This window comes from Streptomyces guryensis (assembly GCF_021261325.1).
GTDB lineage: Bacteria > Actinomycetota > Actinomycetes > Streptomycetales > Streptomycetaceae > Streptomyces > Streptomyces guryensis.
Map to the genome: position 1 here is coordinate 1 of NZ_JAJSBI010000023.1, position 23,674 is coordinate 23,674.

Consider the following 23,674-nt stretch of genomic DNA (forward strand, 5'->3'; position numbering starts at 1 on the left):
GGTCAGCACCGAGCCCTGCGCCTCCATGACGGCCAGCGGCGCGAAGTTCTCCGAGGCGATCATCTCGAGGGTGGACTGCTGACGGTGCAGCTCGGCGTCGACCGCGGCGGCGATGTCCGGGTCCAGTGTGCGCAGCGACTGGTTGAGCAGGGTCATCGGCGGTCTCCTCGGGTGTGGGCGCAGTGGGCTGCGTAGGCGTCGGCGGACAGGGCGCCGGCGATGTTCTCGACCCGCAGCCGGAACAGCCAACCGACGGTGTAGGGGGCGGTGTTGACGACGCCGGGCGCGTCGGCGAGCGCGGTGTTGACTTCCAGGACCTCGCCCGAGGCCGGGGCGTACAGGCCGCTGACGGCGGTCCGTGACCTGATCTCTCCGCAGCTCTCGCCCGCCTCGACGCGGCTGCCGACCTCGGGCAGCCGCAGGTGGACGACGTCGCCGAGGGTCTCGGCCGCGAAGGCGGTGATGCCGACGGTGGCGTTGCCCTCGTCCACGACCAGCCACTCGTGGTCCCATGTGTAGCGCAGGTGCCGCGGGATGCTCGGGGCGGTCGTCTGCCGCCCTCGCAGGGGAAGTCGGGAGGCGGGGCTCATGACACGGCGGCCGCGGTGGCGGGGGCGAGGGTGCGGCGGAGCCGGTTGAACAGCTTCGGCTGGTTCAGGGAGAGCACGGCGACGGGGGTGCCCTCGCGCAGGTAGACGGAGACGAAGGAGCGGCCATCGAGGCTGCCCTCGATGAGTTCGGGCCGGTCGCCGGGGGCGACGTGTCCGGCGAGCTGGATGCGCACCTGGTACTGGTCGGACCAGAAGTACGGCGCGGTGACCCGGGCGGGCGCGGCGGACTCGCCGGTGAGCAGGGTCCGGGCGGCGGTCTTCGCCTGCTCGGTGGCGTTGCTCCAGTGCTCGATGCGGGCGTGGCGTCCGGTGAACGGGTTGGGCCATCGGGCGACGTCGCCGACGGCGACCACGCCCGGGACGCTGCTCGCGCCGCCGGGGTCGCACACCACGCCGTCGTCCACCTGCACGCCGGACCCGGCGAGCCAGGCGGTGGCGGGCCGTACACCCACCCCGACCACGACGATGTCGGCGGGCAGCAGGCGCCCGTCCGCCAGCCGTACCCCGGTGACCCGGTCCTCGCCGGTGAGTCCCGCCACGCCGGTTCCGCACAGCAGACGCACTCCGTGGTCGGTGTGCAGCGAGGAGACCACCAGGCCCATCTCGCGCCCCAGTTGGCGTTCCAGCGGGACGTCGACGGCTTCCACGACGGTGACGTGGAGACCGAGCCGGTGGGCGGTGGAGGCCACTTCGGCGCCGATGAAGCCGGCACCGATGATGACGACCCGGGGCAGTCCGTCCAGCAGTTCGGCGCGCAGGGCCTCGGCGTCGTCGAGGGTGCGCAGGGTGTGGACACCGGCCATACCGTCCATGCCGGGCAGCAGCCGGGGGCCGGCGCCGGTCGCGACGACGACGCCCTCGCTGCGCAGCCGGCGTCCACCGGCCAGGGTGACGGACCGGTCCGCGGGGTCGAGGCGTACGGCGCGCTCGCCGAGCAGCCAGGTGACCTGGAGGGCCTCGTACTCGTCGGCGTCACCGAGTGCGAGCTCGTTGGCGTCGATGTCCCCCTTGAGGAAGTCCTTGGAGAGCGGCGGGCGGTCGTAGGGGGCGTGGCGCTCCTCCCCCACGACGACGATCTCGCCGTCGTAGCCCTCTGCGCGCAGCGCGCGGACCGTGCTCAGGCCTGCCAGCGACGCGCCGACGACGGTGATGCTCATGGGGAACCTCCGGGTTGCGGGTACCCGACCGGGTGTCTCGAATTACACAACAATGCTCGCTATACGCAACATGCTTGGGGCGAGGTCGGGGGCTTGTCAATAGACGGGCGGCATCAGTGCGCAATAGCGCAGAAGGTTGCGCTATGCGCAACTTTGAGGAGGGCTGGAACAGGGGTTACAGCGTCGGCTCGTCCCACTGGTCGAGCAGCAGGTCGGCCATGGTCTCGTCGAGCCCGGTCGGCGCTGCGTCCAGGGCCGAGGAGTTCGCCGGCAGCCAGGTTGAGGGCGCCGGGCAGCGGGATGACGTCGAACCAGTCCCCGCCCACTCCGGCCTGGGCGGGCAGATAGCGGTGGGCCACCTCCAGGGCCGACTGGCGCGGACCGCCGGGATCTGGACTTGGCCATACCCCAGTAATGGTCGGTGCGGCTCAGCTGCCCCCTGTCCAGCAGTGACAGCCCGTCCACCTGCCGGAGGGGGCCGCCGAACGGCAGGCGGACGGGCGGTATCGGGGTGGCCGGGCTCAGCCGGCGGGCTGGGCGTCGAGCCTGCCCTGCAGCCAGCTGTGGAACTCGCCGATGTGGTGCTCACTGGGCACCAGGACGCCACCCTTGGCGTACGCCCGCGAGCTCATCGCCGGCTGGGTGCGCTCACACGCGTCGAAGTCCTGCTGGTTGACACGGTGGAACAGCTCCACGGAACGCTCCACGTCCTTGCCGCTCTCCACCACGTGCGGGAGATACAGCCAGTCACACTCGACGACCGTGCGGTCGGCCGATATCGGGTACATCCGGTGGAAGATCACGTGGTCGGGGACGAGGTTGATGAAGACCTGCGGCCGTACGGTGATCGCGTAGTAGCGGCGGTCCTGGTTCTCGGCGACCCCCGGGATACGGTCCAGGCCCGCGGAGCCGTCGACGGTGAAGCCCTCGACCTCCGCCCCGAACTCCGCGCCGTGCCCGACGTAGTACTGCGCCGCGTATCCGTCCGCGAACTCCGGGAGCACCTCGGTGAGTTCGGGGTGGATGGTCGCGCAGTGGTAGCACTCCATGAAGTTCTCGATGACGAGCTTCCAGTTGGCCTTCACGTCGTAGGTGATACGGCGGCCCACCTGGAGGTTCTCGATGCCGTACCGCTCGATGGACTCGACGTCGCCGAGCCGCTCGACGACCGCGCCCAGCACGTCCTCCTCGAAGGACGGGGGCTTCTCGGCCAGGCACACCCACACATAGCCGAGCCACTCCCGGACATGGACGTTGACCAGGCCGTAGGCGGTCCGGTCGATGTCCGGCATCGAGGTCAGGTTCGGCGCGGCCACCAGTTTGCCGTCCAGGCCGTAGGTCCAGGCGTGGTACGGGCACTGGAAGGCGCGCTTGACCTCGCCGGACTCCTCCGTGCACAGCTTCGCGCCGCGGTGCCGGCAGATGTTCAGGAACGCCTTGACCGAGCCGTCCCGGGAGCGTGAGACCAACACGCTCTCCCGGCCCACCTGGAAGGTGCGGAACTGGCCCGGCCTGGCCAGTTCCGGGGCGCGGGCCACGCAGAACCACATGGCCTCGAAGACGCGCTCCTGTTCCAGGGCGAAGACCTCGGGGTCGGTGTAGTACTCCCCGGGCAGTGTGGAGATCAGACTGGGGGGCAGATCCATCATGGTCATCAGGTCACCTTCGGAAAATGTCGGACTCGGGAAATGTCAGACGCGCACACGGCGAGGGTCGAACAGGGCGATGGGGTGCTCGGTGGTGCCTTCGGTGGCGAGGTCGGCGAGGATCTCGCCGATCACGGGCACGAACTTGAACCCGTGGCCGGAGAATCCGCAGGCCACGGTCACCTGCGGATGGTCGGGATGGTGGGCGAGGACGAAGTGCTCGTCCGGCGTGTTGGTGTACATGCAGGCCGCGGCCTTGAGGAAGCTGCCGGGCAGGGTGGGGATGCGGGGGCGCAGATGGGCGGCCATGGCCTCGATCTCGTCCGGGTGGATGCGCCGGTCGAGGGTGTCGGGGTCGCTGGGGACGCCCTTGCGGAAGAAGGCGACCTTGGCGCCGCCCTCGGGGCCGTCGAGGGAGGGGAAGCCGTAGATCTGGGTGCCGTCCGGGTCCTCCCAGATGTAGACGGGGTGCCGGTCGGCGGTGAACGGGCCGGTGCCGCCCTCGGGCTGGAACCAGTACATGACCTGCCGCTCCACCGTCACCTGCACGCCGATGTCGGACAGCAGCTTCGGCGCCCAGGCACCGGGGGCGATGACCAGTCGTTCGGCGGTGTAGGCACCGCGGTCGGTGACCACCCAGGCCTTGCCGCCCGGCCCGTCGGCCTCCCAGCCGAGGACCATCTCGGCGAAGTGCAGCTCGGCGCCGTGGGCCCGGGCCAGGTCCAGATGGGCGGTGACGGTCGCCTCGGGCCGGGCGATGCCGGCCCTGCGCTCGTAGAAGGCAACGTCCTCGGCGGCCGGGTTGAAGGTGGGGAAGCGGCGCCGGATGTCGGAGGCACCCAGGACCTCGTGGTCCAGGCCCCACTCGTGGGCGCTGCGCAGGGTGCCGGCGAAGGCCTCGCTGTCCTCGCGGCCGATCATCAGACCACCGGTCTCGGTGAAGACCTCGTGGCCGGAGTCGACGGCCAGCTTCTCCCACAGTTCGTGGGCGCGCAGCAGCAGCGGGACGTAGGCCGGGTCCTCGAAGTAGGCCTGCCGGTAGATGCGCGAACCGCCGTGGCTGGAACCGAGGTTGTGGGCCGGCCCGAAGCGGTCGATGCCCAGCACTTGCCGGCCGCGTTTGGCGAGGTGATAGGCCGCTGCGCTGCCCATTCCGCCCAGGCCTACGACGATTACGTCGTACGAAGGGGGCATGTGTCCATCTCCTGGGAGTCTTGCCGGTGTTGGGTGTGATGAATGTGCGGGCCGGTGGGGGCTGGTCGCGCCCACGCGGCGGAGCCGCAAATCGATACAGCCCCGCGCCCCTTCGGGGCTCGGGTCAGCGGCGGATGCGGGACATCTCCGGGTCGAACAGCGGCTCGGCTGCGGTGGTGGCCGCGATCCCGGTGCCGAAGTACTCGATCTCCACCCGGGTTCCGGGAGCGGTGTGCTCGGCGGGTAGCCAGGCGTAGGCGATCGGGGCGTCGATGGTGTAGCCGTAGGCGGCGCTGGTGACGTAGCCGACCGGGCGGCCGTTCACATGGACCGGTTCGTGGCCCAGCACCACGGACTGCTGGTCCTCGATGAGGAGGGGGACGAGGCGGCGGGCGACCGTGTCCTCGGTGATCCCCTCCAGGGCGGACCTGCCGGTGAAGTGCTGCTTGCTGGGGCGTACGGCGAAGCCGAGGCCGGCCTCGTAGGGGTTGTGCTCGGTGGTCATGTCATGGCCCCAGGAGCGGTAGCCCTTCTCCAGGCGCAGGCTGTTGAAGGCGCTGCGGCCTGCGGCGATGATGCCCACGTCCTGTCCGGCCTGCCACAGTGTGTCCCACAGTCGGGCGCCGAGGTCGGCGGTGGTGTAGATCTCCCACCCGAGCTCGCCCACGTAGCTGAGCCGCATCGCGGTGACCGGGACGTCGCCGAGGTGGGCCTGCTTGGCCTTGAAGTAGCCGAAGCCCTTGTGGGAGAAGTCGATGTCGGTCAGGGGCTGCACGAGATCGCGGGCGCGCGGGCCCCAGACACCCAGGCAGCAGGTGCCGGCGGTGATGTCCCGAACCTGCACGGAGCCGTCGCCGGGCAGGTGCCGACGCAGCCAGTCCAGGTCGAGGTTGCCGTTGGCGCCGATCTGGAAGCGCTCGGCCTCCAGACGGGCGATGGTCAGGTCGCTGCGGACGCCGCCGGCACTGTCGAGCAACAGGGTGTAGGTGACCGGCCTGTCGAGCTGATTGGTCGTCAACTCCTGGAGGAAGGCGAGCGCTTCGGGGCCGGTGACCTCCAGCCGCTTGAGCGGGGTCATGTCGTACAGGGCCACGCGCTCACGGGTGACGAGTGCCTCGGCTCCGGCGATCGGCGACCAGTAGCGCGACGCCCAGGCGTTGCGGCCGGGGACACGGGCCACCTCGGGCAGCGAGGCGTTGGCCTCGTACCAGTGCGGGCGCTCCCAGCCGCCGCCCTCCAGGAAGACCGCGCCGAGGGCCTCCTGACGGGAGTGGAAGGGGCTGATCCGCAACGGGCGCGGGGACTCGGCCGGCTGCAGCGGGTGCAGGATGTCGTAGACCTCGACGAAGTTCTGGCAGCTGCGCTCGTGCACGTACAAGGGGGTGAGCTGGACCTCTTCGAAGCGGTTGATGTCGCACTCGTGGACGTCGGTGCCGGGCCTGCCGTCGACCAGCCATTGGGCCATGGCCTTCGCGACGCCGGCGGAGTGGGTGACCCAGACCGCCTCGGCCAGCCAGAAGCCCTGCACCTTCGCCGACTCGCCCATCAGCGGCATGCCGTCGGAGGTGAAGGAGAAGATGCCGTTGAAGCCCTCCTCCACCTTCGCGTCCGACAGGGAGGGCAGCAGGGAGACGGAGTCGGTCCAGGCGCCCTCGAAGTCGGCCTCGGTGAAGCGGAGCGAGGACGGCATGACGGCGTCCCGCGGGTGGGCGACCTCGTCCAGGGAGACGGGCATGGGCCGGTGGGCGTAGGAGCCGATGCCGATGCGGTCGACGAGTTCGCGGTAGTACAGGCCCGCGTCCTGGTTGCGCAGGATCGGCAGGGACGCCTGGGTGTCCTCGTCGTTGCGCCCGGCGAGTACGGGGAGCTGCGTGGTGCGGGCGTACTGGTGGGCCAGGGGCACCAGCGGCACCGGCTGCCCGACCATGCGGCCGATCTCCGGGCCCCAGAACCCGGCGCAGGAGACCACGATGTCCGCCCGGAAGACGCCCTGGTCGGTGACGACCGCGCTGACCCGGTCGCCGGTCGTCTCGATGCCGGTGACGGTGTGGTGGGCGTGGAAGCGGGCGCCGCGGGCGATCGCCCGGCGGGCCTGCGCCTCGCCCGCGCGCAGTGCGTTGGCCAGGCCGTCGCTGGGGATGTGGAAGCCGCCCACGATCCGCTCGACGTCCAGCAGGGGGTGCAGAGCGGCGGACTCCTCGGGGCTGAGCAGGCGGCTGTCCACTCCCCAGGAGGTGAGCCAGCCATGCCGGCGCTGGATCTCCGCCAGCCGTTCGGGGCTGGTCGCCACCTCCAGGCCGCCGACCTGGTTGAAGCACCACTGCCCGTCCAGGGTCAGCGCGTTGTACTTCTCGACCGTGTAGCGGGCGAACTCGGTCATCGTCTTGGAGCCGTTGGTCTGGAAGACCAGACCGGGGGCGTGCGAGGTGGAGCCGCCCGTGGCGAAGAGCGGGCCCTGCTCCAGGACGGTGACGTCCGTCCAGCCGCGTGCGGTCAGTTCGTCGCTGAGCGCGCACCCGACGATGCCGGCGCCGATGATGACCACCTTCGGCTGTGTCGCCATGGCCTTCCTCCAGATTCGTTTGCTGTGACGGCAGTTGGGGCCTGCCAGGCCTGAGCGGGTCGGGCATGGTCCGCTGCCGCTCGGCCGCGCCCTGACGGGGCGCGGGGCCGCATCGATGTGCGGCACTGCCCGCGGAGCGCCTAGTGGCCCCGTGCGATCCAGTCGTCGAGGTGGGGCGCCTCGGCCCCGATCGAGGTGGTGGGGCCGTGGCCGGTGTGCACGGTGGTGTCCGCGGGGAGGGTCAGCAGCCGGGTGCGGATGGAGCCGATGATGGTGTCGAAGTCGGAGTAGGAGCGGCCGGTGGCGCCGGGGCCGCCCTGGAACAGGGTGTCGCCGGAGAACAGGGCGGCCGGCTCGGGCGCGTACAGGCAGACCGCACCGGGAGAGTGTCCGGGGGTGTGCAGCACGTGCAGCCGGATGCCGGCGACGGTCAGCTCCTCGCCGTCGATGAGCTCCCAGTAGCCGGGCACCCGTGGGGCGTGGGCCGCTTTCCAGAGCACCTCGTCGGCCGGGTGGAGCAGGATGGGCGCGCCGGTGCGGGTGGCCAGGGCCGGGGCGGCGCCCACGTGGTCGTTGTGGGCGTGGGTGCAGACGATGGCGACCAGGCGCCGGTCGCCGACGGCGGCCGCGATGGCCTCGGCGTCGTGAGCGGCGTCGATGACCAGGACCTCCCGGTCGTCGCCGATCAGCCAGACGTTGTTGTCCACCTCCCAGCTGCCGCCGTCCAGCCGGAAGGTCCCGGAGGTGACCAGGTGCTCGATCCGCGCGGTCACAGGGCCACCACCGAGCGCAGGACCTCGCCGTGGTGCATCCTGGCGAACGCCTCCTCGACCTCGTCCAGGGTGATCACCTCGCTGACGAATCCGCCGAGGTCGAAGCGGCCCTGGAGGTAGAGGTCGATCAGGGCGGGGAAGTCGCGGGAGGGCAGGCAGTCGCCGTACCAGGAGGACTTCAGGGCCCCGCCGCGGCCGAAGACGTCCAGCAGGGGCAGGTGGAGGGTGAGGCCCGGGGTGGGGACGCCCACCAGGACGGCGGTTCCGGCCAGGTCGCGGGCGTAGAAGGCCTGCTTGAAGGTCTCGGGACGGCCCACCGCGTCCACGACGACGTCGGCGCCGAAGCCGCCGGTGAGGTTTCGGATCGCCTCGACGGCGTCGGTCCGGGAGGAGTCGACGGTGTCGGTGGCGCCGAACTGCTCTGCCCACTTCAGCTTCCGCTCGTCGACGTCGACGGCGATGATCCGGCTCGCGCCGGCCACCTTGGCGCCCGCGACGGCTGCCATACCGACGCCGCCGCAGCCGATCACCGCGACCGAGTCGCCGCGGCCGACGCCGCCCGTGTTGACCGCGGCGCCGAAACCCGCCATCACACCGCAGCCGAGCAGGCCCGCGGCGGTGGCCGGGGCGGTCGGGTCGACCTTGGTGCACTGGCCGGCGGCGACCAGGGTCTTCTCGGCGAAGGCGCCGATTCCCAGGGCCGCCGAGAGCGGGGTGCCGTCGGCCAGCGTCATGGGCTGCGTGGCGTTGTGCGTGGCGAAGCAGTACCACGGCTCGCCCTTGCGGCAGGCCCGGCAAGTACCGCACACCGCACGCCAGTTGAGGACGACGAAGTCGCCCGGCGCGACGTCGGTGACGCCCTCGCCGACCGCCTCGACCACGCCCGCGGCCTCGTGGCCGAGCAGGAACGGGAACTCGTCGCTGATCCCGCCCTCGCGGTAGTGCAGGTCGGTGTGGCAGACGCCGCAGGCCTGCACCTGCACCAGCGCCTCACCCGGGCCGGGGTCCGGCACCAAAACGGTCTCCACGGAGACCGGGGCGCCCTTTTCCAGGGCGACGACGGCGCGTACCTCGTGTGTCACGGTCGATCTCCTCGATGAGGGGGAGGGCCGAATGCAGCCTTCGGCCGGGTGTTCTGGACGGCGGGGCTCGTAGGGCGTGGCCGGTCGATCGCTCCCGCGGAGCGAGACGTGCTCGACATCTCTGAGGGTCGAGGATTCTGTTGCGTATTACGCATCAAACCTCGCTATAAGCAACAATGAAACTGTGTTCCGCGCGGGCAACCACTGTCAAGGGGTCGCCAGGGGCGAACTTCGCACAATTTCGACAGCCTTTGGACACCTGGCGGCGGGCAGCGACATGCAGCGGCCGGCCCTGCCGGGGCCGGCCGCTGCATGTCGCCGGATTCGGCGTCGTCACACCGCCAGAACCGTCACAGCCCGCTCTTGCGCAGGGCGTCACTGCGCTCCCCGCCGGCCGCCACGGACCGCCCGGAGCCGGGCAGGGCGCTGGTCTCCGCCAGCGTGCGTCCGCGCGTCTCCTCGGCCCAGGCGAAGGAGACCAGCCAGCCCAGTACGGTGATGCCGGCGCCGATGAGCATGGTCGTACCGATACCCAGCCTGTCGAGGGAGATGGGCAGCAGATAGGTGCCCGCGGCGGCTCCGATGCGGCTGATCGAGGTCGCCACGCCGCCCGCGGTGGCCCGGACACTCGTCGGGAACAGCTCGTTCGGGTACGTCCACTCCAGCACCGTGGGCCCACCGGAGAAGAGGGCATAGGCGCAGAAGCACGCGACGACCACGGCGACGGGGAGCGCTGAGCCGCCGCCGAGCACCGCGAGCGGCACCACCATCAGGGCGAACGACCACACGATGACGGGGCGGCGCCCCACCCGGTCCACCAGACGCAGCGCGGGGATGCAGCCCAGCACGAACACGACGCTGATCAGCCCGGAGCCCAGGTTGCTGACGTTGCCCTCACCGAGACCGAAGGAGCCCAGGATGGTGGGACCGAAGGTGTACAGCGCGAACATCGGCGTGATCTGGCACATGTAGAACAGCCCGCAGAACAGCGTCCGGCGCAGATAGGCGCCCCGGAACAGGTCCCGGAACCCGCTCTGCTCCACCGCCTGCTCGTCGGCCGACGCGGCGAGCAGGTCGTCGATCGAGACCGTGCGGTCGAGCGCCTTCTTGATCGCCTTCTGCGCGTCGGCGGTACGGCCCTTGTTGACGAGCCAGAGCGGGGACTCGGGCGTACCGATGCGCAGCAGCAGGATCACGGCGCTGAGCACGGCACCCGAGGCGAGCATCCAGCGCCAGGTGCCGGTGCCACCGATCTCGGCCATCGCGTAGCCGATCACATAGGCGGCGGCCGCGCCGACATACCAGGCCAGGATGAGGATGCCGAGCAGTCGGCCACGGTGCTTGTTCGGCACCCATTCGGCGAGCAGGGACGTGGCGATCGGGTAGTCGGCCCCGATGGCCATGCCGAGCACGAAGCGCAGGAGCACCAACTGCCAGGTCTCGTTGGCGAACACCGACAGGATGGAGCCGCCGACCAGGACCGCCAGGTCGATCGTGTACATGGCCTCACGGCCGAGCTTGTCAGTGAGGGCGCCGAAGAACAGGCCTCCGACGAAGATGCCGACCAGGGCGGCGGCGCCGATGAGGCTCTCGTCCCCGGTGCTCAGATGCAGCTCTTTGCTCATGCCGACGAGCGCGACACCGATGATGCTGAGCAGGTATCCGTCCAGGAAGGGGCCGCCGGCACAGGCCCAGGTGAGTTTGCGATGGAACTTGTTCAGTGGCGCCTCGTCGACGGCACGGATGGTCATCTGGACTCCCGGGATGGGGGACGGGGGGCTGCGGCGATTGTTGCGCTCACGTGAACGCGTTTCTCCCTACGCAACGGAACATCGATAGCGTGCCGGCGTCAAGACAAGCCGCAGAAGCTCTTGCCGACTCTTGACGGCACCTCAGCACGCATCCAAGATGTTGCACATAGCGAAGCGTGTTTTATATAGAGAGACAACACCAGTCTCGCGACCGTGCAAGGGGAAGACCATGACCATCAGCCTCAACGCCGGATCCCTGGCCTCCGAGGAGCTCGAGGACAAGAGGGATCTGGCCCCGCCGACGGCCACGCCGCTCGGCGGCCCCATGCAGACCCGCAGCCGGCGCATCTTCACCTCGGACGACGACAGGATCGTCAGCGGGACATGGGAGTGCGAACCCGGCGAGTCGGTCTGGGACTTCGCCGACCGCGGAGAGGTCATCCATGTGCTGTCCGGCCGTATGACCTGCGAGGAGAAGGGCGGGGCCACGACCGAGGTCGGCCCGGGAACCACCGCGGTGTTCCCGATCGGCTGGCAGGGCACGCGGACCATCCACGAGACGCTGCGCAAGGTCTTCGTCATCTACAAGTAGCCGTCAGCGGGGGGCAGTCATGTATCCACGGGGGACAGTCATGCAGGAGGTCGCGTGATGGCGGACTCCTCGTACCAGCCGGAGTCCCCGGTGCAGTCGGTCGACCGGGCCGTGAGCATCCTCGAATATCTGGGGCACCGGGAAGAGGCGGGCGTCACGGAGATCGCCGCCGAACTGGGCGTGCACAAGTCGACCGCCTCGCGGCTGGCCACCGCCCTGGAGTTGCGCGGGCTCATCGAGCACACGGAGGAGCGGGGCAAGTACCGCCTCGGCCTCGGCCTGGTGCGCCTGGCGGGCGCGGCCACGGTCCGGCTGGACCTCTCCCAGCAGAGCCGTCCGGTCTGCGAGCAGCTGGCGGCGCAGGTCGCGGAGACCATCAACCTGGCCGTCCTCGACGGCGGCGCCGCCATCAACGTCGACCAGGTGCTGGGCCCTTCCGCCATCACCACGCACAACTGGCTGGGGCGGCGTACGCCGTTGCACGCCACCTCCAGCGGCAAGGTCCTGCTGGCACATCTGACCGGGCCCGAACTGGACCGCAGGCTGGCGGCGCCGCTGGAGAGCTACACCCCGCACACCGTCACCGAACCCGGCGCGCTCCGGGCCCAGTTGACGAGCGTCCGCTCCGACGGCTGCGCCTACAGCGTCGAGGAGCTGGAGACGGGCCTGAACGCGGTGGCCGCACCGGTCTTCACCTTCAACGGGCAGGTCGTGGCCGCACTCAGCGCATCGGGACCGTCCTACCGGCTGACCGAGCAGCGGCTGCCGGAGATCTCCGCCACGGTCCGGGCCGCGGCCGACCGGATCTCGGCCCGGCTCGGCCATCTGCGCCGGGTCTGAGCCCCGCGCACGTCCAACAGCCCGAACCCGGGCCGCACACGTACACATCAACCCCTGGAGGATGTCAATGTCTCCTCAACCGCAGCCGGGCCACGAGTTCGTCCTCACCCTCTCCTGCCCCGACCAGGCCGGCCTGGTCCACGCCGTGACGACGTTTCTCGTGAGCCACTCCGGCAACATCCTGGAGAGCCGGCAGTTCGACGACCGACTGCAGGGCCGCTTCTTCATGCGGGTGCACTTCGCCGTCCCGGAGCCCGACGTCTCACTGGAGGGACTGCGCAGCGGCTTCGGCCCGGTCGCCGAGGCGTACCGGATCACCTGGCAGCTGCGCGACGCCGCCACCCCGACCCGCACGCTGATCATGGTGTCGAAGTTCGGCCACTGCCTGAACGACCTGCTCTTCCGCAGGTCCACGGGCGCGCTCGACATCGAGATCCCGGCGATCGTCTCCAACCACCGCGAGTTCGAGCCGCTGGCGCAGAGCTACGGCATCCCCTTCCACCACATCCCGGTGACGAAGGAGACCAAGGCGGAGGCGGAGGCACATCTGCTGCGCCTCGTCGACGAGCTCGACATCGACCTCGTGGTCCTCGCCCGCTATATGCAGATCCTCTCCGACGACCTGTGCAAGCAGCTCGACGGACGGGCCATCAACATCCACCACTCCTTCCTGCCGAGCTTCAAGGGGGCCCGCCCCTACGTCCAGGCGCACCGGCGCGGCGTCAAGCTCGTCGGGGCCACGGCGCACTACGTCACCTCGGACCTCGACGAAGGCCCGATCATCGAGCAGGACGTGGTCCGCGTGGACCACTCGCGCGACCCGGACGACCTGGTCACCATCGGCCGCGACGTCGAGGCGCAGGTGCTCGCCCGTGCCGTGCGGTGGCACAGCGAGAGCCGCGTCCTGGTCAACGGGCACTGCACCGTCGTCTTCCGCTGACGCCCGACACCGAATGCGTATAGTTGCGCCATGAGCAACTACACGGCAGACGGCGAGACATCGGCTCCCGCGGTGAACGGGGTGCAGTCCGTCGACCGTGCGGTCAGCGTCCTGGAGATCCTCGCCCAGCGCGGCGAGGCGGGCGTCAGCGAGGTGGCCGGCGAGATCGACGTCCACAAGTCGACCGCGTTCCGCCTGCTCGGCGCGCTGGAGGCACGCGGTCTGGTGGAGCAGACGGCCGAGCGGGGCAAGTACCGGCTCGGCTTCGGGATCGTGCGGCTGGCCGGCGCGGTCACCGGCCGGCTCGACATCACCCAGCAGGGCCGGCCGGTCTGCGAGCGGCTCAGTGAGGAGATCGGCGAAACCGTCAACATCGCGGTCCTGCAGGAGCATTACGCCGTCAACCTCTACCAGGTGCGCGGCCCGGGGGCGGTCGGCACCCACAACTGGGTCGGACAGCTCACCCCCGTGCACGCCACGTCCAGCGGCAAGATCCTGCTGGCCCATCTGCCGGCGCAGGAGCGCGCTGCCGTACTCGCGGCATCCGGGCTGCGGAAGCTCACGCCGCACACCCTCACGGCGAGGGCGAAGCTGGAGAAGGACCTCGCCACGGCCCGGGAGCGCGGATACGCGGTGACGCTGGAGGAGCTCGAGATCGGACTGCACGCCATGGCGGCCCCGATCCGCTCCCGCGACGGCGAGGTCATCGGCGCGCTCAGCGCGTCCGGGCCGGCGTACCGGTTCACCGAGGAGCGCATGCAGGAGGTGGCACCGGTGCTGCTCAAGGGGGCGGAGGAGATCAGCCATCGGATGGGGTATCTGGGCTAGGCGCTGCGCGGCTGGCCGCGGGTGTGCCGTATTCCGTCTGCGGCGCCGTCGTGGCTGGTCGCGCCCACGCGGCGGAGCCGCATATCGGTACAGCCCCGCGCCCCTGAAAAACCGAGCCGCTGCCGAACCGCGGTTGTCAGGCAGGCGTCTCGGCGCCCCAGCGGGCCGTTACCCGTACCGCGTCGAGTGTCGACGTCACGTCGTGTACTCGTAGGCACCACGCGCCCTGTGCGGCGGCGAGTACGGACACGGCGGTGGTCGCGGCGTCGCGCGACTGGGCCGGGCGGGGTTGGCCGGTCGTCGGATCCGCCAGCAGACGGCCCAGGAACGACTTGCGTGACGCGCCCACCAGGACGGGATGTCCCAGGGCGCGGACCTCCGCCAGGCGGGCCAGCAACTGCCAGTTGTGCTCTGCCTCCTTGGCGAAGCCCAGCCCGGGGTCGACGATCAGGCAGCCGGGCCGGATGCCCGCCTGCAGAGCGGCCTCGACCCTCAGGCGCAGTTCGCCGACCACGTCGGTGACGACGTCGCCGTAGACCGCGTTCGCCTGCATGGCGGTGGCGTGGCCGCGCCAGTGCATCAGCACGTACGGCGCATCGGCGCGGGCCATGGCCGGCAGCATCGCGGGGTCGGCCAGGCCGCCCGAGACGTCGTTGATCAGCCGTGCGCCCGCGTCGAGCGCGCGGGTGGCGACCCCGGCCCGCATGGTGTCGACGCTGACGACCGCGCCCGCCGCGGCGAGTTCCCGGACGACCGGCAGGACACGCCGCAGTTCCTCCTCGGCCGTCGGCCGCTCCGCGCCGGGACGGGTCGACTCCCCGCCCACGTCGACGATGTCCGCCCCCTGCTCGATCAGCGAAAGTCCATGCGCGACGGCAGCTTCCGGGGCGAACGACAGCCCGCCGTCGGAGAACGAGTCCGGGGTGACGTTCACGACGCCCATGACCAGCGTCCGGCCGGGCCGCGGCAGCCCGTGCGGATGGAGCTCCGGCGTCCCGGGGCGCGCCGGGGCGGTCGCCTGGACCATGGCGGTCACGAGGAGCCGGCCACGGCGAACCGGTCGCCCGCACCGGCTCGGTGCTCGACGCACGGCCCGAGCGGTCCCGGCGAAGTCGACTGCGCTACGGCAGCACCCTGAACGGGTGCGGGGAACTGCGCGACCGGCGACGGCGGGCCCGCAGACGATCCACGCCCCGTCGCGGCACCTGCCGCGGAGCGCTCAGCGGCCTCGCAGACCGGCCGCCGGCCGCTGGGACGATGGAGCGCGTCGTCGACGACGGCCACGCTCCTCACGCGACCCCTCCCGCGGGCTCGGCCCCCCGGAGGCGGGCCGCGACGCAGGTCGGCGGGAGGTTCGGCGGGGCGTCGGACAGTTCGACGTAGATCGTGCCGTCCTCGACGAGGACCCGGTGGGTGCGGACGGGCAGCCGGGCCGGCGGGGCGTCGACGGCGCCGGTGCGCAGGTCGAACTTCGAGGCGTGCAGCGGGCATTCGACCTCGCAGCCCTCCAGCCAGCCCTCGGAGAGCGAGGCGTCCTGGTGGGTGCAGGTGTCGTCGATCGCGTAGAGCTCGCCGTCCTCGGTGTGGAACACGGCGACGGCCGGGTCCGACTCGAGCCGGAACGCCTCGCCTCGCGGCAGATCGGCGAGACGGCACGCGGGAAGCTTCATGACCACCTCGGTGCGTATTGCGGAACTGAATGCGCGAAGCGCAACGCCAGTTTCGGGTGGCCCTCACCCCTTGTCAAGGAGTCGCCCGCCCGCAGCCGTCAGGGAGTCACCCCCGCGGCAGCCTCCGGAAGCCACGGGGCCCGCCGCACCGCGTCAGGGAATGTCCTGCTCGGCCCAGATGATCTTTCCGTCGGGCGTGTACCGGGCGCCCCAGCGATCGGTCAGCTGGGCGACCAGGAACAGGCCGCGGCCGCCCTCGTCCGTGCTCCGCGCATGCCGCAGCCGGGGGGCCGTGCTGCTGGCATCGGCGACCTCGCAGGTCAGGCGGGAGTCACGGATGAGCCGTAGCCGGATGGGGGGCTCGGCGTAGCGGATCGCGTTGGTGACCAGCTCGCTGACCACGAGTTCCGTCGTCATGGCCAGGTCGTCCAGCCCCCAGACCGCCACCTGGCGGGTGGCGCGGGCGCGGACGTCGGCAACGGCGGCCGGGTCCACCGGCACCTGCCACGAGACGACGTGGTCGGCGCCCAGGGCGTGGGTGCGCGCCAGGAGAAGGGCGATGTCGTCGGGCTGCGGTACGGGGACGAGTTGCCGTACCGCGGATGTGCACAGCGTGGAGAGGTCGAGGCCGGAGCGGGCCAGCAGGTTGCCGAGCCGGGTCATGCCCAGTTCCATGTCGCCGTCGGCGCCCTCGATGAGGCCGTCGGTGTAGAGGCCGAGCAGGCTGTTCTCGGCGAGCTCGATCTCGGCGGCCTCGAACGCCATCCCGCCCAGCCCGAGCGGCGGCCCGGCCGGCGGCTCCGGGAAGGACACCTGCCCGTCGGGCGCGACGACGACCGGGGGCGGGTGCCCTGCGCGCGCCATCGCGCACCGCCGGGTGACCGGGTCGTAGACGGCGTACAGGCAGGTCGCCCCGAGGAAGGCGGCGGTGCTGCGGTGGGCCGTCTCGTCGTCGCTCTTCTCGGCGCTCAGCCGGAGCACCAGATCGTCCAGGTGGGCCAGCAGTTCGTCGGGGGGCAGCTCCATGTCGGCGAGGGTGTGCACGGCGGTGCGCAGCCGGCCCATGGTCGCGGCGGCGGTGATGCCGTGCCCCACCACGTCACCGACGACAAGGCCGACCCGGCCCCCGGACAGCTGGATCACGTCGAACCAGTCGCCGCCCACACCGTCGGTCGGATCCGCCGGCAGATAGGCCGAGGCCACCTCCAGCGCGGTGCCGCCGGTCAGGGCCTGCGGCAGCAGACTGCGCTGCAGGGTGACGGCCGCGGTGTGCTCCCGGGTGTAGCGGCGGGCGTTGTCGACGCACAAGGCCGCCCGCGCCACCAGTTCCCGGGCCAGCAGGACGTCGTCGGGCTGGAACTGGACGGGATTGAGCGACCGTAGGAACGTGGTGAGGCCGAGGACGGTGTTCCGTGCCCGCATCGGCACGGAGATGAGGGAGTGCATTCCGAACTCCCTTATTTTCTGCGCCCGTTCGGGCTGTTCGGTGACCCATCGGTCGTCGGACGGATCGAGGACCGGGAGGAGGATCGGCTCTCCGTCGATGAGCAGGTTCATGTCGTGCGCCGGAGGCAGGAAGGCCGCCCTGTCGCCGATCCGTGCCACGGCCTCCGGGCAGCCCTCGCGCACCGAGCTCATTCCGGCGCGGCGCATCACCGGTTCTACCGAGGCCGGCCCGGCGTCCGTCAGCCACGCGCCGTGCCCTTCGGTGCTGAGCACGGGTTCCAGAAGGTCCACGACGACGAAGTCCGCGAAGCGGGGCACGGCGAAGTCGGCGAGCTCCTGAGCCGTCCGCAGCACGTCCAGGGTCGTACCGACGCAGGTTCCGGCCTCGTTGACCAGCGTCAGGAGCCGGCGGGCGGTCCACCGCTCGGTGACGTCCTGGACCATGTAGCAGACCCCGGTGACGGAGTCGTCGGCGTCCACCAGCGGGAAGAAGGACGTGGAGTAGGCGTGCTGGCGGTGCGGATCGGCCCAGCTCCAGCCCAGGTACTCGTAGTCCGTGACCGGGACCCCGGTCTCCAGGACCTTGCGCATCAGTCCCTCGATGGCGGCAGCCTGCAGGCCGGGCAGCAGTTCGCTCAGGCGGCGTCCCAGCCGCTGCTCGCGGGGCACTCCGCCGAAACGTTCCAGAGTGTCGTTGAGCCATGCGTAGCGCAGTTCCTGGTCCATCACCGCCATGCCGATCGGGGAACGGGTCAGGAACCCGTCGAGGACGGACTGGCCGACCGACCACTGCTGCCGCCGCTCCCGCGCCGACATCAGGAAGCACTCGTCCTCGCCGATCCGGAAGGCCGCGGAGACCCGCAGGTCGACGTCGAGGCTCCGGCCGTCGCGGTGCCGTAGGGAGATCAGAGCGTTCCACCCCATTCCGGCACGGCACCGCGCCGCCACACCGGCCACCCGTGCCGGGTCGTCGGGCATCGCCACCAGCCGCGCGGCGGAGGCGCCGACCACCTCGGCCGCCGGGCGGCCGAGCAGTGCTTCGGCACCCCGGGTCCAGCCGAGCACGACGCCCGCCGCGGACACGACCGCCGCCGCGTCGGTGGACGCGTCGAGGAGTTCGCGCGGCCCTTGGGGCGTCGGCCCGTCGGATGCTTCTCGCGCAGGATCCATGGATGCCATCCGGGTGCCGTCCTCTACACGACCATGTTCCTGCTTGTCCGCCCGATGTGCACGGCCCTGGCGGGCGCCCCGGCCCGGCCCGCACCGCTTCCGCCCCACCCGGACCGGAGGGAGCATGGAAGTGCCGCTGGTCGGAACCCGGACGGCGGCGACACCGGCCGGGGTCCGCGGATCCCGCCGAACGGTGGAGGTGGATGCGGGATGACAGCCGAATCCTTCCAGCCCGACAGTGAGACGGCCGGCTTCGAGTCGCCCCCGCCGACCGGTCTGCTGGATGTCCTGAGCGTGGCCGCGACGGTCGTCGACGCCGACGGACGCATCGTGTTCTGGACCCCGCAGGCCGAGGAACTGTTCGGATACAGCGCACAGGAGGCGCTCGGCAAGTACGCGGCCCGGCTGTTCATCCACCCCGAGCATCTGAAGGCGGTGGTCAAGCTGTTCACTGAGGTGCTGGAGACCGGCCGGAGCTGGGCGGGCGCCTTCCCGATCCTGCACAAGGACGGCAGCAGCCGCCTGATGGAGTTCCGCAACATGCGGCTCCAGGACGATCTCGGCGACGTGTACGCCCTCGGCATCGCCGCCGACCACAATCTGCTCCAGCGCGTCGAGACCGACCTCGCCCTGTGCGAGCGGCTGATCAACCAGTCCCCGATCGGCCTCGCGCTGCTCGACCCCGATCTGCGGTACCTCCTGGTCAACCCGGCGCTGGAACGCATCGACGGCATCCCCGCCGAGGAGCATGTGGGCCGCCGCCTGCGGGAGACGCTGCCGCTGCCCGACGTCGGCACCATCGAGAGCGCGCTGCTCCAGGTGCTCACCACCGGCACCCCGCTGCTCGACCAGTACCACGTGGGCCGCCCGCCGACCGACCCCGACCACGAGCACGCCTGGTCGCTGTCCTTCTACCGGCTGGAGGACCCCGGCGGGCGGGTGCTGGGTGCGGCCGCCTCCGTCGTCGACGTCACCGAACGGCACCGGGCGGCCGCCGAGGCCGACCGGGCCCGGCGCCGCCTCGCCCTCATCGCCGACGCCTCGGTGCGCGTGGGCACCACGCTGGAGGTGGAGGAGACCGCACGTGAACTGGCCGAGATCGCCGTCCCGCAACTCGCCGACGTGGTCGCCGTGGACGTCCTCGACTCCGCCCTGGCCTGCCGGCGCTCACGCAGACCTGACGACGGGCCGGAGCTCTTCCGCGCACTCGCCCTCAAGGCGGCCCAGCCGACCGTGGCACTGCGCGCGGCCGACCCGCCCGGCGGCCTCGCGGCCTACGACGGAGACCGCCTGGTCACCCTGTGCGTGCACACCGGCCGGCCGGTCCTGGTGCGGCACGTCGGCGACCACGATCTGCCGCGCATCGCCCGGGACGCCGAGGCCGGCTCGCTGCTCGCCCGGGCCGGAGTGCACTCCTACCTGGCCGTGCCGCTGATCGCCCACGGCGAGATACTCGGTGCCCTGGACCTCAAGCGCACCACCAACCCGCTCCCCTTCGACGAGGACGACGTCGTCCTCGCGAGTGAGCTGGCCGGGCGCGCGGCCGTGGCCATCGACAACGCCCGCTGGTTCCAGAGCGTGCGCAACACCGCCCTCACCCTCCAGCGCAGCCTGCTGCCCGACCACCCGCCGCAGCACGCGGGACTCGAACTCGCCTCCCGCTACCAGCCCGCCCAGGCCACCAGCGAGGTCGGCGGCGACTGGTACGACGTCATCCCGCTGAGCGACGACAGGACCGCCCTGGTCGTCGGCGACGTCATGGGCAACGGCATCGACGCCGCCGCCACCATGGGCCGGCTGCGCACCGCCACCTGCGCCTACGCGGACCTCGACCTCGCTCCCGAGTCCGTGCTCCAGCACCTCGACAAGATCACCTGCGATCTGGAGCACTACATCGTCACCTGCCTCTACGCGGTGTACGACCCGCACACACGGCGGTGCCAGTTCGCCAACGCCGGCCACATGCCGCCCGCCATGTCCCGCCCAGGCCGCGCGCCCGAACTGCTCGACCTGCCCTCCGGCGCCCCGCTCGGCGTCGGCGGCATCGCCTTCGAGACCACCACGGCCCGGCTCGACCCCGGCGACCTGCTGGTCCTCTACACCGACGGCCTCGTCGAGACCCGCCACCACCCCATCGACGACCGCCTCGACGTCCTGCTCGGCTTCCTGGACGAACCCCACCGCCCCCTGGAGGAGACCTGCGACCTCCTGCTCTACGGCCTGCGCCACCCCGAGGACCACGACGACGTCGCCCTGCTCGTCGCCCGCGCCCGCTAGGCGGTTCGGCGGGGAACCCCGGTGACGGGAGAGGCGTTCTCATTCGTGAAAGGAACGGGGGCGACAAGATGAGCGACAAGGCACGCAAGCTGTTCGAGGCGCTTGACCTCGACCACAGCGGAACACTGACCCGCGACGAGGTGATCATCGCCCTGCGGACGAAGGGCCCGACCCTGGCCGCCTCGGGGGACCTGCCGTTCTGGGCCCTGGGGGACGCCGACGCCTCCTCCGCCCTGTTCGACGCCGCCGACCGGAACGGGGACGCCGTACTGACCCTGGAGGAGTTCGCGGCACTGGTGGACCGCCGTTTCGGCTGGCACTGACCCGGGCAGCTCAATGTCGCCGAACGAGCGAAGCGCCCCCGGCGAGGTCAGTTGCTCTGCCGGCGGGCCTGTTTCACCTCGCGGTCGACGGCCCAGGCGTCGCCGACCGGGCCGAGGTGGCCGAGCTTGTCGGGGTTGATCACCGTACGGATGGTCCGGATCCGGCCGTCGAGCACCTCGAGGACCATGGTGTGCAGGACCTTGCCGTCCCGGTCGCGGAAGATCGCACCGGGCTGGCCGTTGACCTCGCGCGGCTCGAAGGTCACGTCGACCCGGATCAGCCAGGGGAAGACCGTGCCCAGCAGCCGCGCCACGTTCTCCGCGCCCGTGACGGCCCTGGCCAGCTGCGGGGCCTTGCCGCCGCCGTCCCCGACCAGCTGAACGTCGGCGGCCAGCAGGTTCCGCAGCCCGCCCACATCACCGTTCTTCAGCGCGTCGAAGAACCGTGTCGCCAGCTCCTCGCGGTCCTCACGGTCCGCCGCGAACCGGGGCCGTCCGGCCTGCATGTGCCGCCGCGCCCGGACCAGCAGCTGCCGGCATGCCGCCTCCGACCGCCCCACCGCCGCCGCGATGTCGCCGAACCCGAAGGCGAACACCTCGCGCAGCACGAACACCGCCCGCTCCAGCGGGCTGAGCCGCTCCAGCAGCACCAGGGCCGCCATCGACACCGAGTCGGCCAGCTCCACCGCCCGCGCCGGATCCTCATACGGATCGCTCAGCAGCGGCTCGGGGAACCACGGCCCGACATACTCCTCGCGCCGGACCCGCGCCGAGCGCAGCACATCGATCGAGATCCGGGTCACCACGGCCGACAGATACGCCTTGGTCGACGTGGGCCGGGTCGCCGAACCGTCGAAGCGCAGCCATGCCTCCTGCACCGCGTCCTCGGCCTCGCTCACACTGCCCAGAATCCGGTAGGCGATCGAGAACAGCAGCGGCCGCAGCTCCTCGAACTCCTCGACCTTGCTCACGGGTGTGCTCCTCTGCGCTCGTCGGTGGCCACACCCTCTGAGACGGGGCGACCCGGCCCCCTGTGACATGTCCGAATGTGACCCGCGTCTCCCCTCCCCGGACCCGCCCTCGGCGCCCGACTTCACACCGTGTCGCGGGTGTGCCGAACCGTGCCGTGCGACCTCGGCCGCCGGTCCGCCGCCCACCCGAACACCACCACCGAGCACGCCGCCGCGAACGCGCACCAGGTCGAGACGAACTCCAGCCGCCACAGCGCCCAGCACACCACCGCGCCCACCCCGGCCAGGACGCCCAGCCCCACCAGCCGGCGGTCGCCGGACAGCAGCAACGCGCCGACCGTGGCCAGCAGATAGCCCGCGATGAGCACGCACCCGTGGGGCAGCCCGATGACGTAGCCGACGGTGTGCCCGCGGATATCGGCCCGCACGGGCCGGGTGGCGATGGCGTACTCCAGCACGGCCGCGGTCGCGCCACCGGCCACCACAGGAATCGTCAGCCGCGCTGCGGCATGGCGTGGTACGGCGCACAGCACGGCCAGCGGCACCCACACAGCGAGCAGGGGAAGCGCGATCACGGCCCAGGCGACGGTGGCCCATCCGGTGCCGCCCCCCACCTGCCAGACCCGGGCCTCGACCAGCTGATGGACGCCGAGCAGCAAAGGCAGCGCGGCAAGGGGGAGATCGCCGGGCCGGTGCACGCGCGCCACGCAGGCCACACCGACGCAGGTGATCCCGGCACCCGCGACGAGATCAGCCGTCGCGCTCCAGCACATGGCACCACGATGCCCGGCGACCCCTGATGCATTCCACCGGTGCCCCGGCGACACCGCAGTCTCAGCCACGCTTGCGGAGGTACGCCTCCAGCTCCGCGGCCCCGGTCAGCATCGCCCGCCCGCGGGCGGACAGCCGACCGCGCCAGTCGCACAGTGCGGCCTTCCAGCGGCTCCAGCCCGCCGGCCGCCCGCACCTGGGCGATGAGCGGGGCGATCTGCTCCAGCAGATAGCCGCCGCGCCTGAGCTGGTGGGCCAGAGCTAGTGCCACCATGCGCAGTCGGGCTGCCCCTTGCGGACAAGGACCCGCATGGCCGAGCGGCCTCCGCGCTCCATGCCCCTCCAGGGGCGACGCCTTCGCGTCCGCCTCCGACCGCCGCGAGGACATGACAACGCCGCCCGCGTTCTCGACGCCACCGTGGAGATCGCGGGCGAGCGCGGCTACGAGGGCACGTCCATCGCGGCGGCCGGCGCCAAGTGCGTGCTGCCCGCCGGCTCGATCTACTGGCATTTCAAGGACAAAAGACGCCCTGATCGCCGCGGTCATCGAGCGCGGCTTCGAGAGCTGGCCGGCGGCCGTCGCGCTGCCGGGCGACGAGGACGGTACGCCGCTTGAGCGGGTGACGGGGATGGCGGCGAACGTCGCGAAGGCGCTCGTCGACGTCCCCGGCTTCCTGCGTCTGGGCCCGATGCTCGCCCTGGAGCGCCGCCCCACGGAGCCCCGGGGCCGGACGGTGTTCCTCCAGGTGCACGACATCGCCCGCCAGCGGACGGCCGAGGTGGTCGGGGAGCTGTTCCCGGACCTGGCCGAGGCCGGCGTACAGACCCTCACCAGCTACCCCGTCGCCGGCGCCGACGGGCTGTTCGTGCACCGGGAGGTCAACGGTGAGGCCGTCGACCTGGTGGCGATGTTCGAGCTGCACGCGCGGCTGCTGCACGACGCGGCGACCCGTATGACAGCCTCGCCGCCCCCGTCCGAACCGTCCCGGCCGGCGCTTCGCCCGGTGCCGTGGAACGGCCGCCCGCCGCAATCGCTTCTATCGTGGGAACACACTGATGGTTGGCGCCA

At 71.4% G+C, this 23,674-nt stretch carries 19 protein-coding genes and 4 pseudogenes; 7 read left to right on the forward strand and 16 right to left on the reverse strand.

The features are described 5' to 3' along the window. The 10 genes and pseudogenes from LJ657_RS34595 to LJ657_RS34635 form a co-directional block, all read right to left on the reverse strand. Positions 1 to 156 (reverse strand): annotated as a pseudogene (locus tag LJ657_RS34595) (serine hydroxymethyltransferase); the annotation flags it as partial. Beyond that, a complete protein-coding gene (gene gcvH / locus LJ657_RS34600; protein ID WP_232652863.1) occupies positions 153 to 590 on the reverse strand; it encodes a glycine cleavage system protein GcvH in 438 nt (145 codons plus the stop codon). The pseudogene LJ657_RS34595 and the gene gcvH, both read right to left, overlap by 4 nt. Next, entirely contained in the window at positions 587 to 1,768 is a 1,182-nt protein-coding gene (locus LJ657_RS34605; RefSeq protein ID WP_232652864.1) for an NAD(P)/FAD-dependent oxidoreductase, read from the reverse strand. The genes gcvH and LJ657_RS34605 overlap by 4 nt, the downstream gene beginning before the upstream one ends. A 188-nt stretch (positions 1,769 to 1,956) precedes the next feature. Further along, positions 1,957 to 2,148: pseudogene (locus tag LJ657_RS49145) on the reverse strand (hypothetical protein); the annotation flags it as partial. Positions 2,149 to 2,289: 141 nt separating this feature from the next. Next, positions 2,290 to 3,423, reverse strand: coding sequence for an aromatic ring-hydroxylating oxygenase subunit alpha (locus LJ657_RS34610; RefSeq protein ID WP_232652865.1), 1,134 nt, complete (start codon positions 3,421 to 3,423; stop codon positions 2,290 to 2,292). Positions 3,424 to 3,459: 36 nt separating this feature from the next. Then, positions 3,460 to 4,608 carry an N-methyl-L-tryptophan oxidase gene (gene solA / locus LJ657_RS34615; RefSeq protein ID WP_232652866.1) on the reverse strand — a complete coding sequence of 383 codons (1,149 nt, stop codon included), beginning with the start codon at positions 4,606 to 4,608 and terminating at the stop codon, positions 3,460 to 3,462. 124 nt (positions 4,609 to 4,732) lie between these two features. Continuing rightward, complete coding sequence (locus tag LJ657_RS34620) at positions 4,733 to 7,171, reverse strand: GcvT family protein (RefSeq protein ID WP_232652867.1); 2,439 nt, start codon at positions 7,169 to 7,171, stop codon at positions 4,733 to 4,735. A gap of 140 nt (positions 7,172 to 7,311) precedes the next feature. Further along, entirely contained in the window at positions 7,312 to 7,944 is a 633-nt protein-coding gene (locus LJ657_RS34625; RefSeq protein WP_232652868.1) for an MBL fold metallo-hydrolase, read from the reverse strand. Continuing rightward, complete coding sequence (locus LJ657_RS34630) at positions 7,941 to 9,026, reverse strand: S-(hydroxymethyl)mycothiol dehydrogenase (RefSeq protein WP_232652869.1); 1,086 nt, start codon at positions 9,024 to 9,026, stop codon at positions 7,941 to 7,943. Before LJ657_RS34630 ends, LJ657_RS34625 begins: the two co-directional genes overlap by 4 nt. Positions 9,027 to 9,376: 350 nt before the next feature. Next, positions 9,377 to 10,777: an MFS transporter gene (locus LJ657_RS34635; protein WP_232652870.1), complete on the reverse strand. Its 1,401-nt coding sequence runs from the start codon at positions 10,775 to 10,777 to the stop codon at positions 9,377 to 9,379. 229 nt (positions 10,778 to 11,006) lie between these two features. On the opposite strand from LJ657_RS34635, the gene LJ657_RS34640 reads away from it, so the two are divergent. The 4 genes from LJ657_RS34640 to LJ657_RS34655 all read left to right on the forward strand — a co-directional run bounded on the left by LJ657_RS34640 (position 11,007) and on the right by LJ657_RS34655 (position 13,977). Continuing rightward, positions 11,007 to 11,369, forward strand: coding sequence for a cupin domain-containing protein (locus LJ657_RS34640; protein WP_232652871.1), 363 nt, complete (start codon positions 11,007 to 11,009; stop codon positions 11,367 to 11,369). Between the two features lie 57 nt (positions 11,370 to 11,426). Further along, positions 11,427 to 12,209 (forward strand): IclR family transcriptional regulator, encoded by a 783-nt coding sequence (locus LJ657_RS34645; RefSeq protein WP_232652872.1) that lies wholly within the window; start codon positions 11,427 to 11,429, stop codon positions 12,207 to 12,209. A gap of 67 nt (positions 12,210 to 12,276) precedes the next feature. Beyond that, positions 12,277 to 13,149, forward strand: a complete 873-nt coding sequence (gene purU, locus LJ657_RS34650) for a formyltetrahydrofolate deformylase (RefSeq protein WP_232652873.1) — start codon at positions 12,277 to 12,279, stop codon at positions 13,147 to 13,149. Positions 13,150 to 13,179: 30 nt separating this feature from the next. Beyond that, positions 13,180 to 13,977, forward strand: a complete 798-nt coding sequence (locus LJ657_RS34655) for an IclR family transcriptional regulator (RefSeq protein WP_232652874.1) — start codon at positions 13,180 to 13,182, stop codon at positions 13,975 to 13,977. A 136-nt stretch (positions 13,978 to 14,113) separates the two neighbouring features. Here the strand turns inward: LJ657_RS34655 and folP are convergent, their stop codons facing one another. From folP to LJ657_RS34670, 3 genes are all read right to left on the reverse strand, one after another. Next, a complete protein-coding gene (gene folP / locus LJ657_RS34660; protein ID WP_232652875.1) occupies positions 14,114 to 15,004 on the reverse strand; it encodes a dihydropteroate synthase in 891 nt (296 codons plus the stop codon). A 262-nt stretch (positions 15,005 to 15,266) separates the two neighbouring features. Then, positions 15,267 to 15,647: a bifunctional 3-phenylpropionate/cinnamic acid dioxygenase ferredoxin subunit gene (locus tag LJ657_RS34665; RefSeq protein ID WP_232652876.1), complete on the reverse strand. Its 381-nt coding sequence runs from the start codon at positions 15,645 to 15,647 to the stop codon at positions 15,267 to 15,269. A gap of 153 nt (positions 15,648 to 15,800) precedes the next feature. Beyond that, the gene (locus LJ657_RS34670) at positions 15,801 to 18,272 is read right to left on the reverse strand and encodes a SpoIIE family protein phosphatase (RefSeq protein ID WP_372488010.1); all 2,472 of its coding nucleotides are present in this window, start codon (positions 18,270 to 18,272) and stop codon (positions 15,801 to 15,803) included. Positions 18,273 to 18,473: 201 nt separating this feature from the next. Here LJ657_RS34670 and LJ657_RS34675 point away from each other — a divergent pair, with 201 nt between their 5' ends. After that, complete coding sequence (locus tag LJ657_RS34675; RefSeq protein WP_232652878.1) at positions 18,474 to 20,540, forward strand: SpoIIE family protein phosphatase; 2,067 nt, start codon at positions 18,474 to 18,476, stop codon at positions 20,538 to 20,540. 68 nt (positions 20,541 to 20,608) lie between these two features. Then, complete coding sequence (locus LJ657_RS34680) at positions 20,609 to 20,863, forward strand: EF-hand domain-containing protein (protein ID WP_232652879.1); 255 nt, start codon at positions 20,609 to 20,611, stop codon at positions 20,861 to 20,863. Between the two features lie 47 nt (positions 20,864 to 20,910). Here the strand turns inward: LJ657_RS34680 and LJ657_RS34685 are convergent, their stop codons facing one another. From LJ657_RS34685 to LJ657_RS34695, 3 genes and pseudogenes are all read right to left on the reverse strand, one after another. Further along, a complete protein-coding gene (locus LJ657_RS34685; protein WP_232652880.1) occupies positions 20,911 to 21,834 on the reverse strand; it encodes an RNA polymerase sigma-70 factor in 924 nt (307 codons plus the stop codon). Positions 21,835 to 21,956: 122 nt separating this feature from the next. Continuing rightward, a complete protein-coding gene (locus tag LJ657_RS34690; protein WP_232652881.1) occupies positions 21,957 to 22,607 on the reverse strand; it encodes a DUF6629 family protein in 651 nt (216 codons plus the stop codon). A gap of 61 nt (positions 22,608 to 22,668) precedes the next feature. Continuing rightward, a pseudogene (locus LJ657_RS34695) lies at positions 22,669 to 22,864 on the reverse strand (MerR family transcriptional regulator); the annotation flags it as partial. Positions 22,865 to 22,939: 75 nt separating this feature from the next. Here LJ657_RS34695 and LJ657_RS34700 point away from each other — a divergent pair. Further along, positions 22,940 to 23,567 (forward strand): annotated as a pseudogene (locus LJ657_RS34700) (TetR/AcrR family transcriptional regulator); the annotation flags it as partial. Between the last annotated feature and the right edge of the window lie 107 nt (positions 23,568 to 23,674).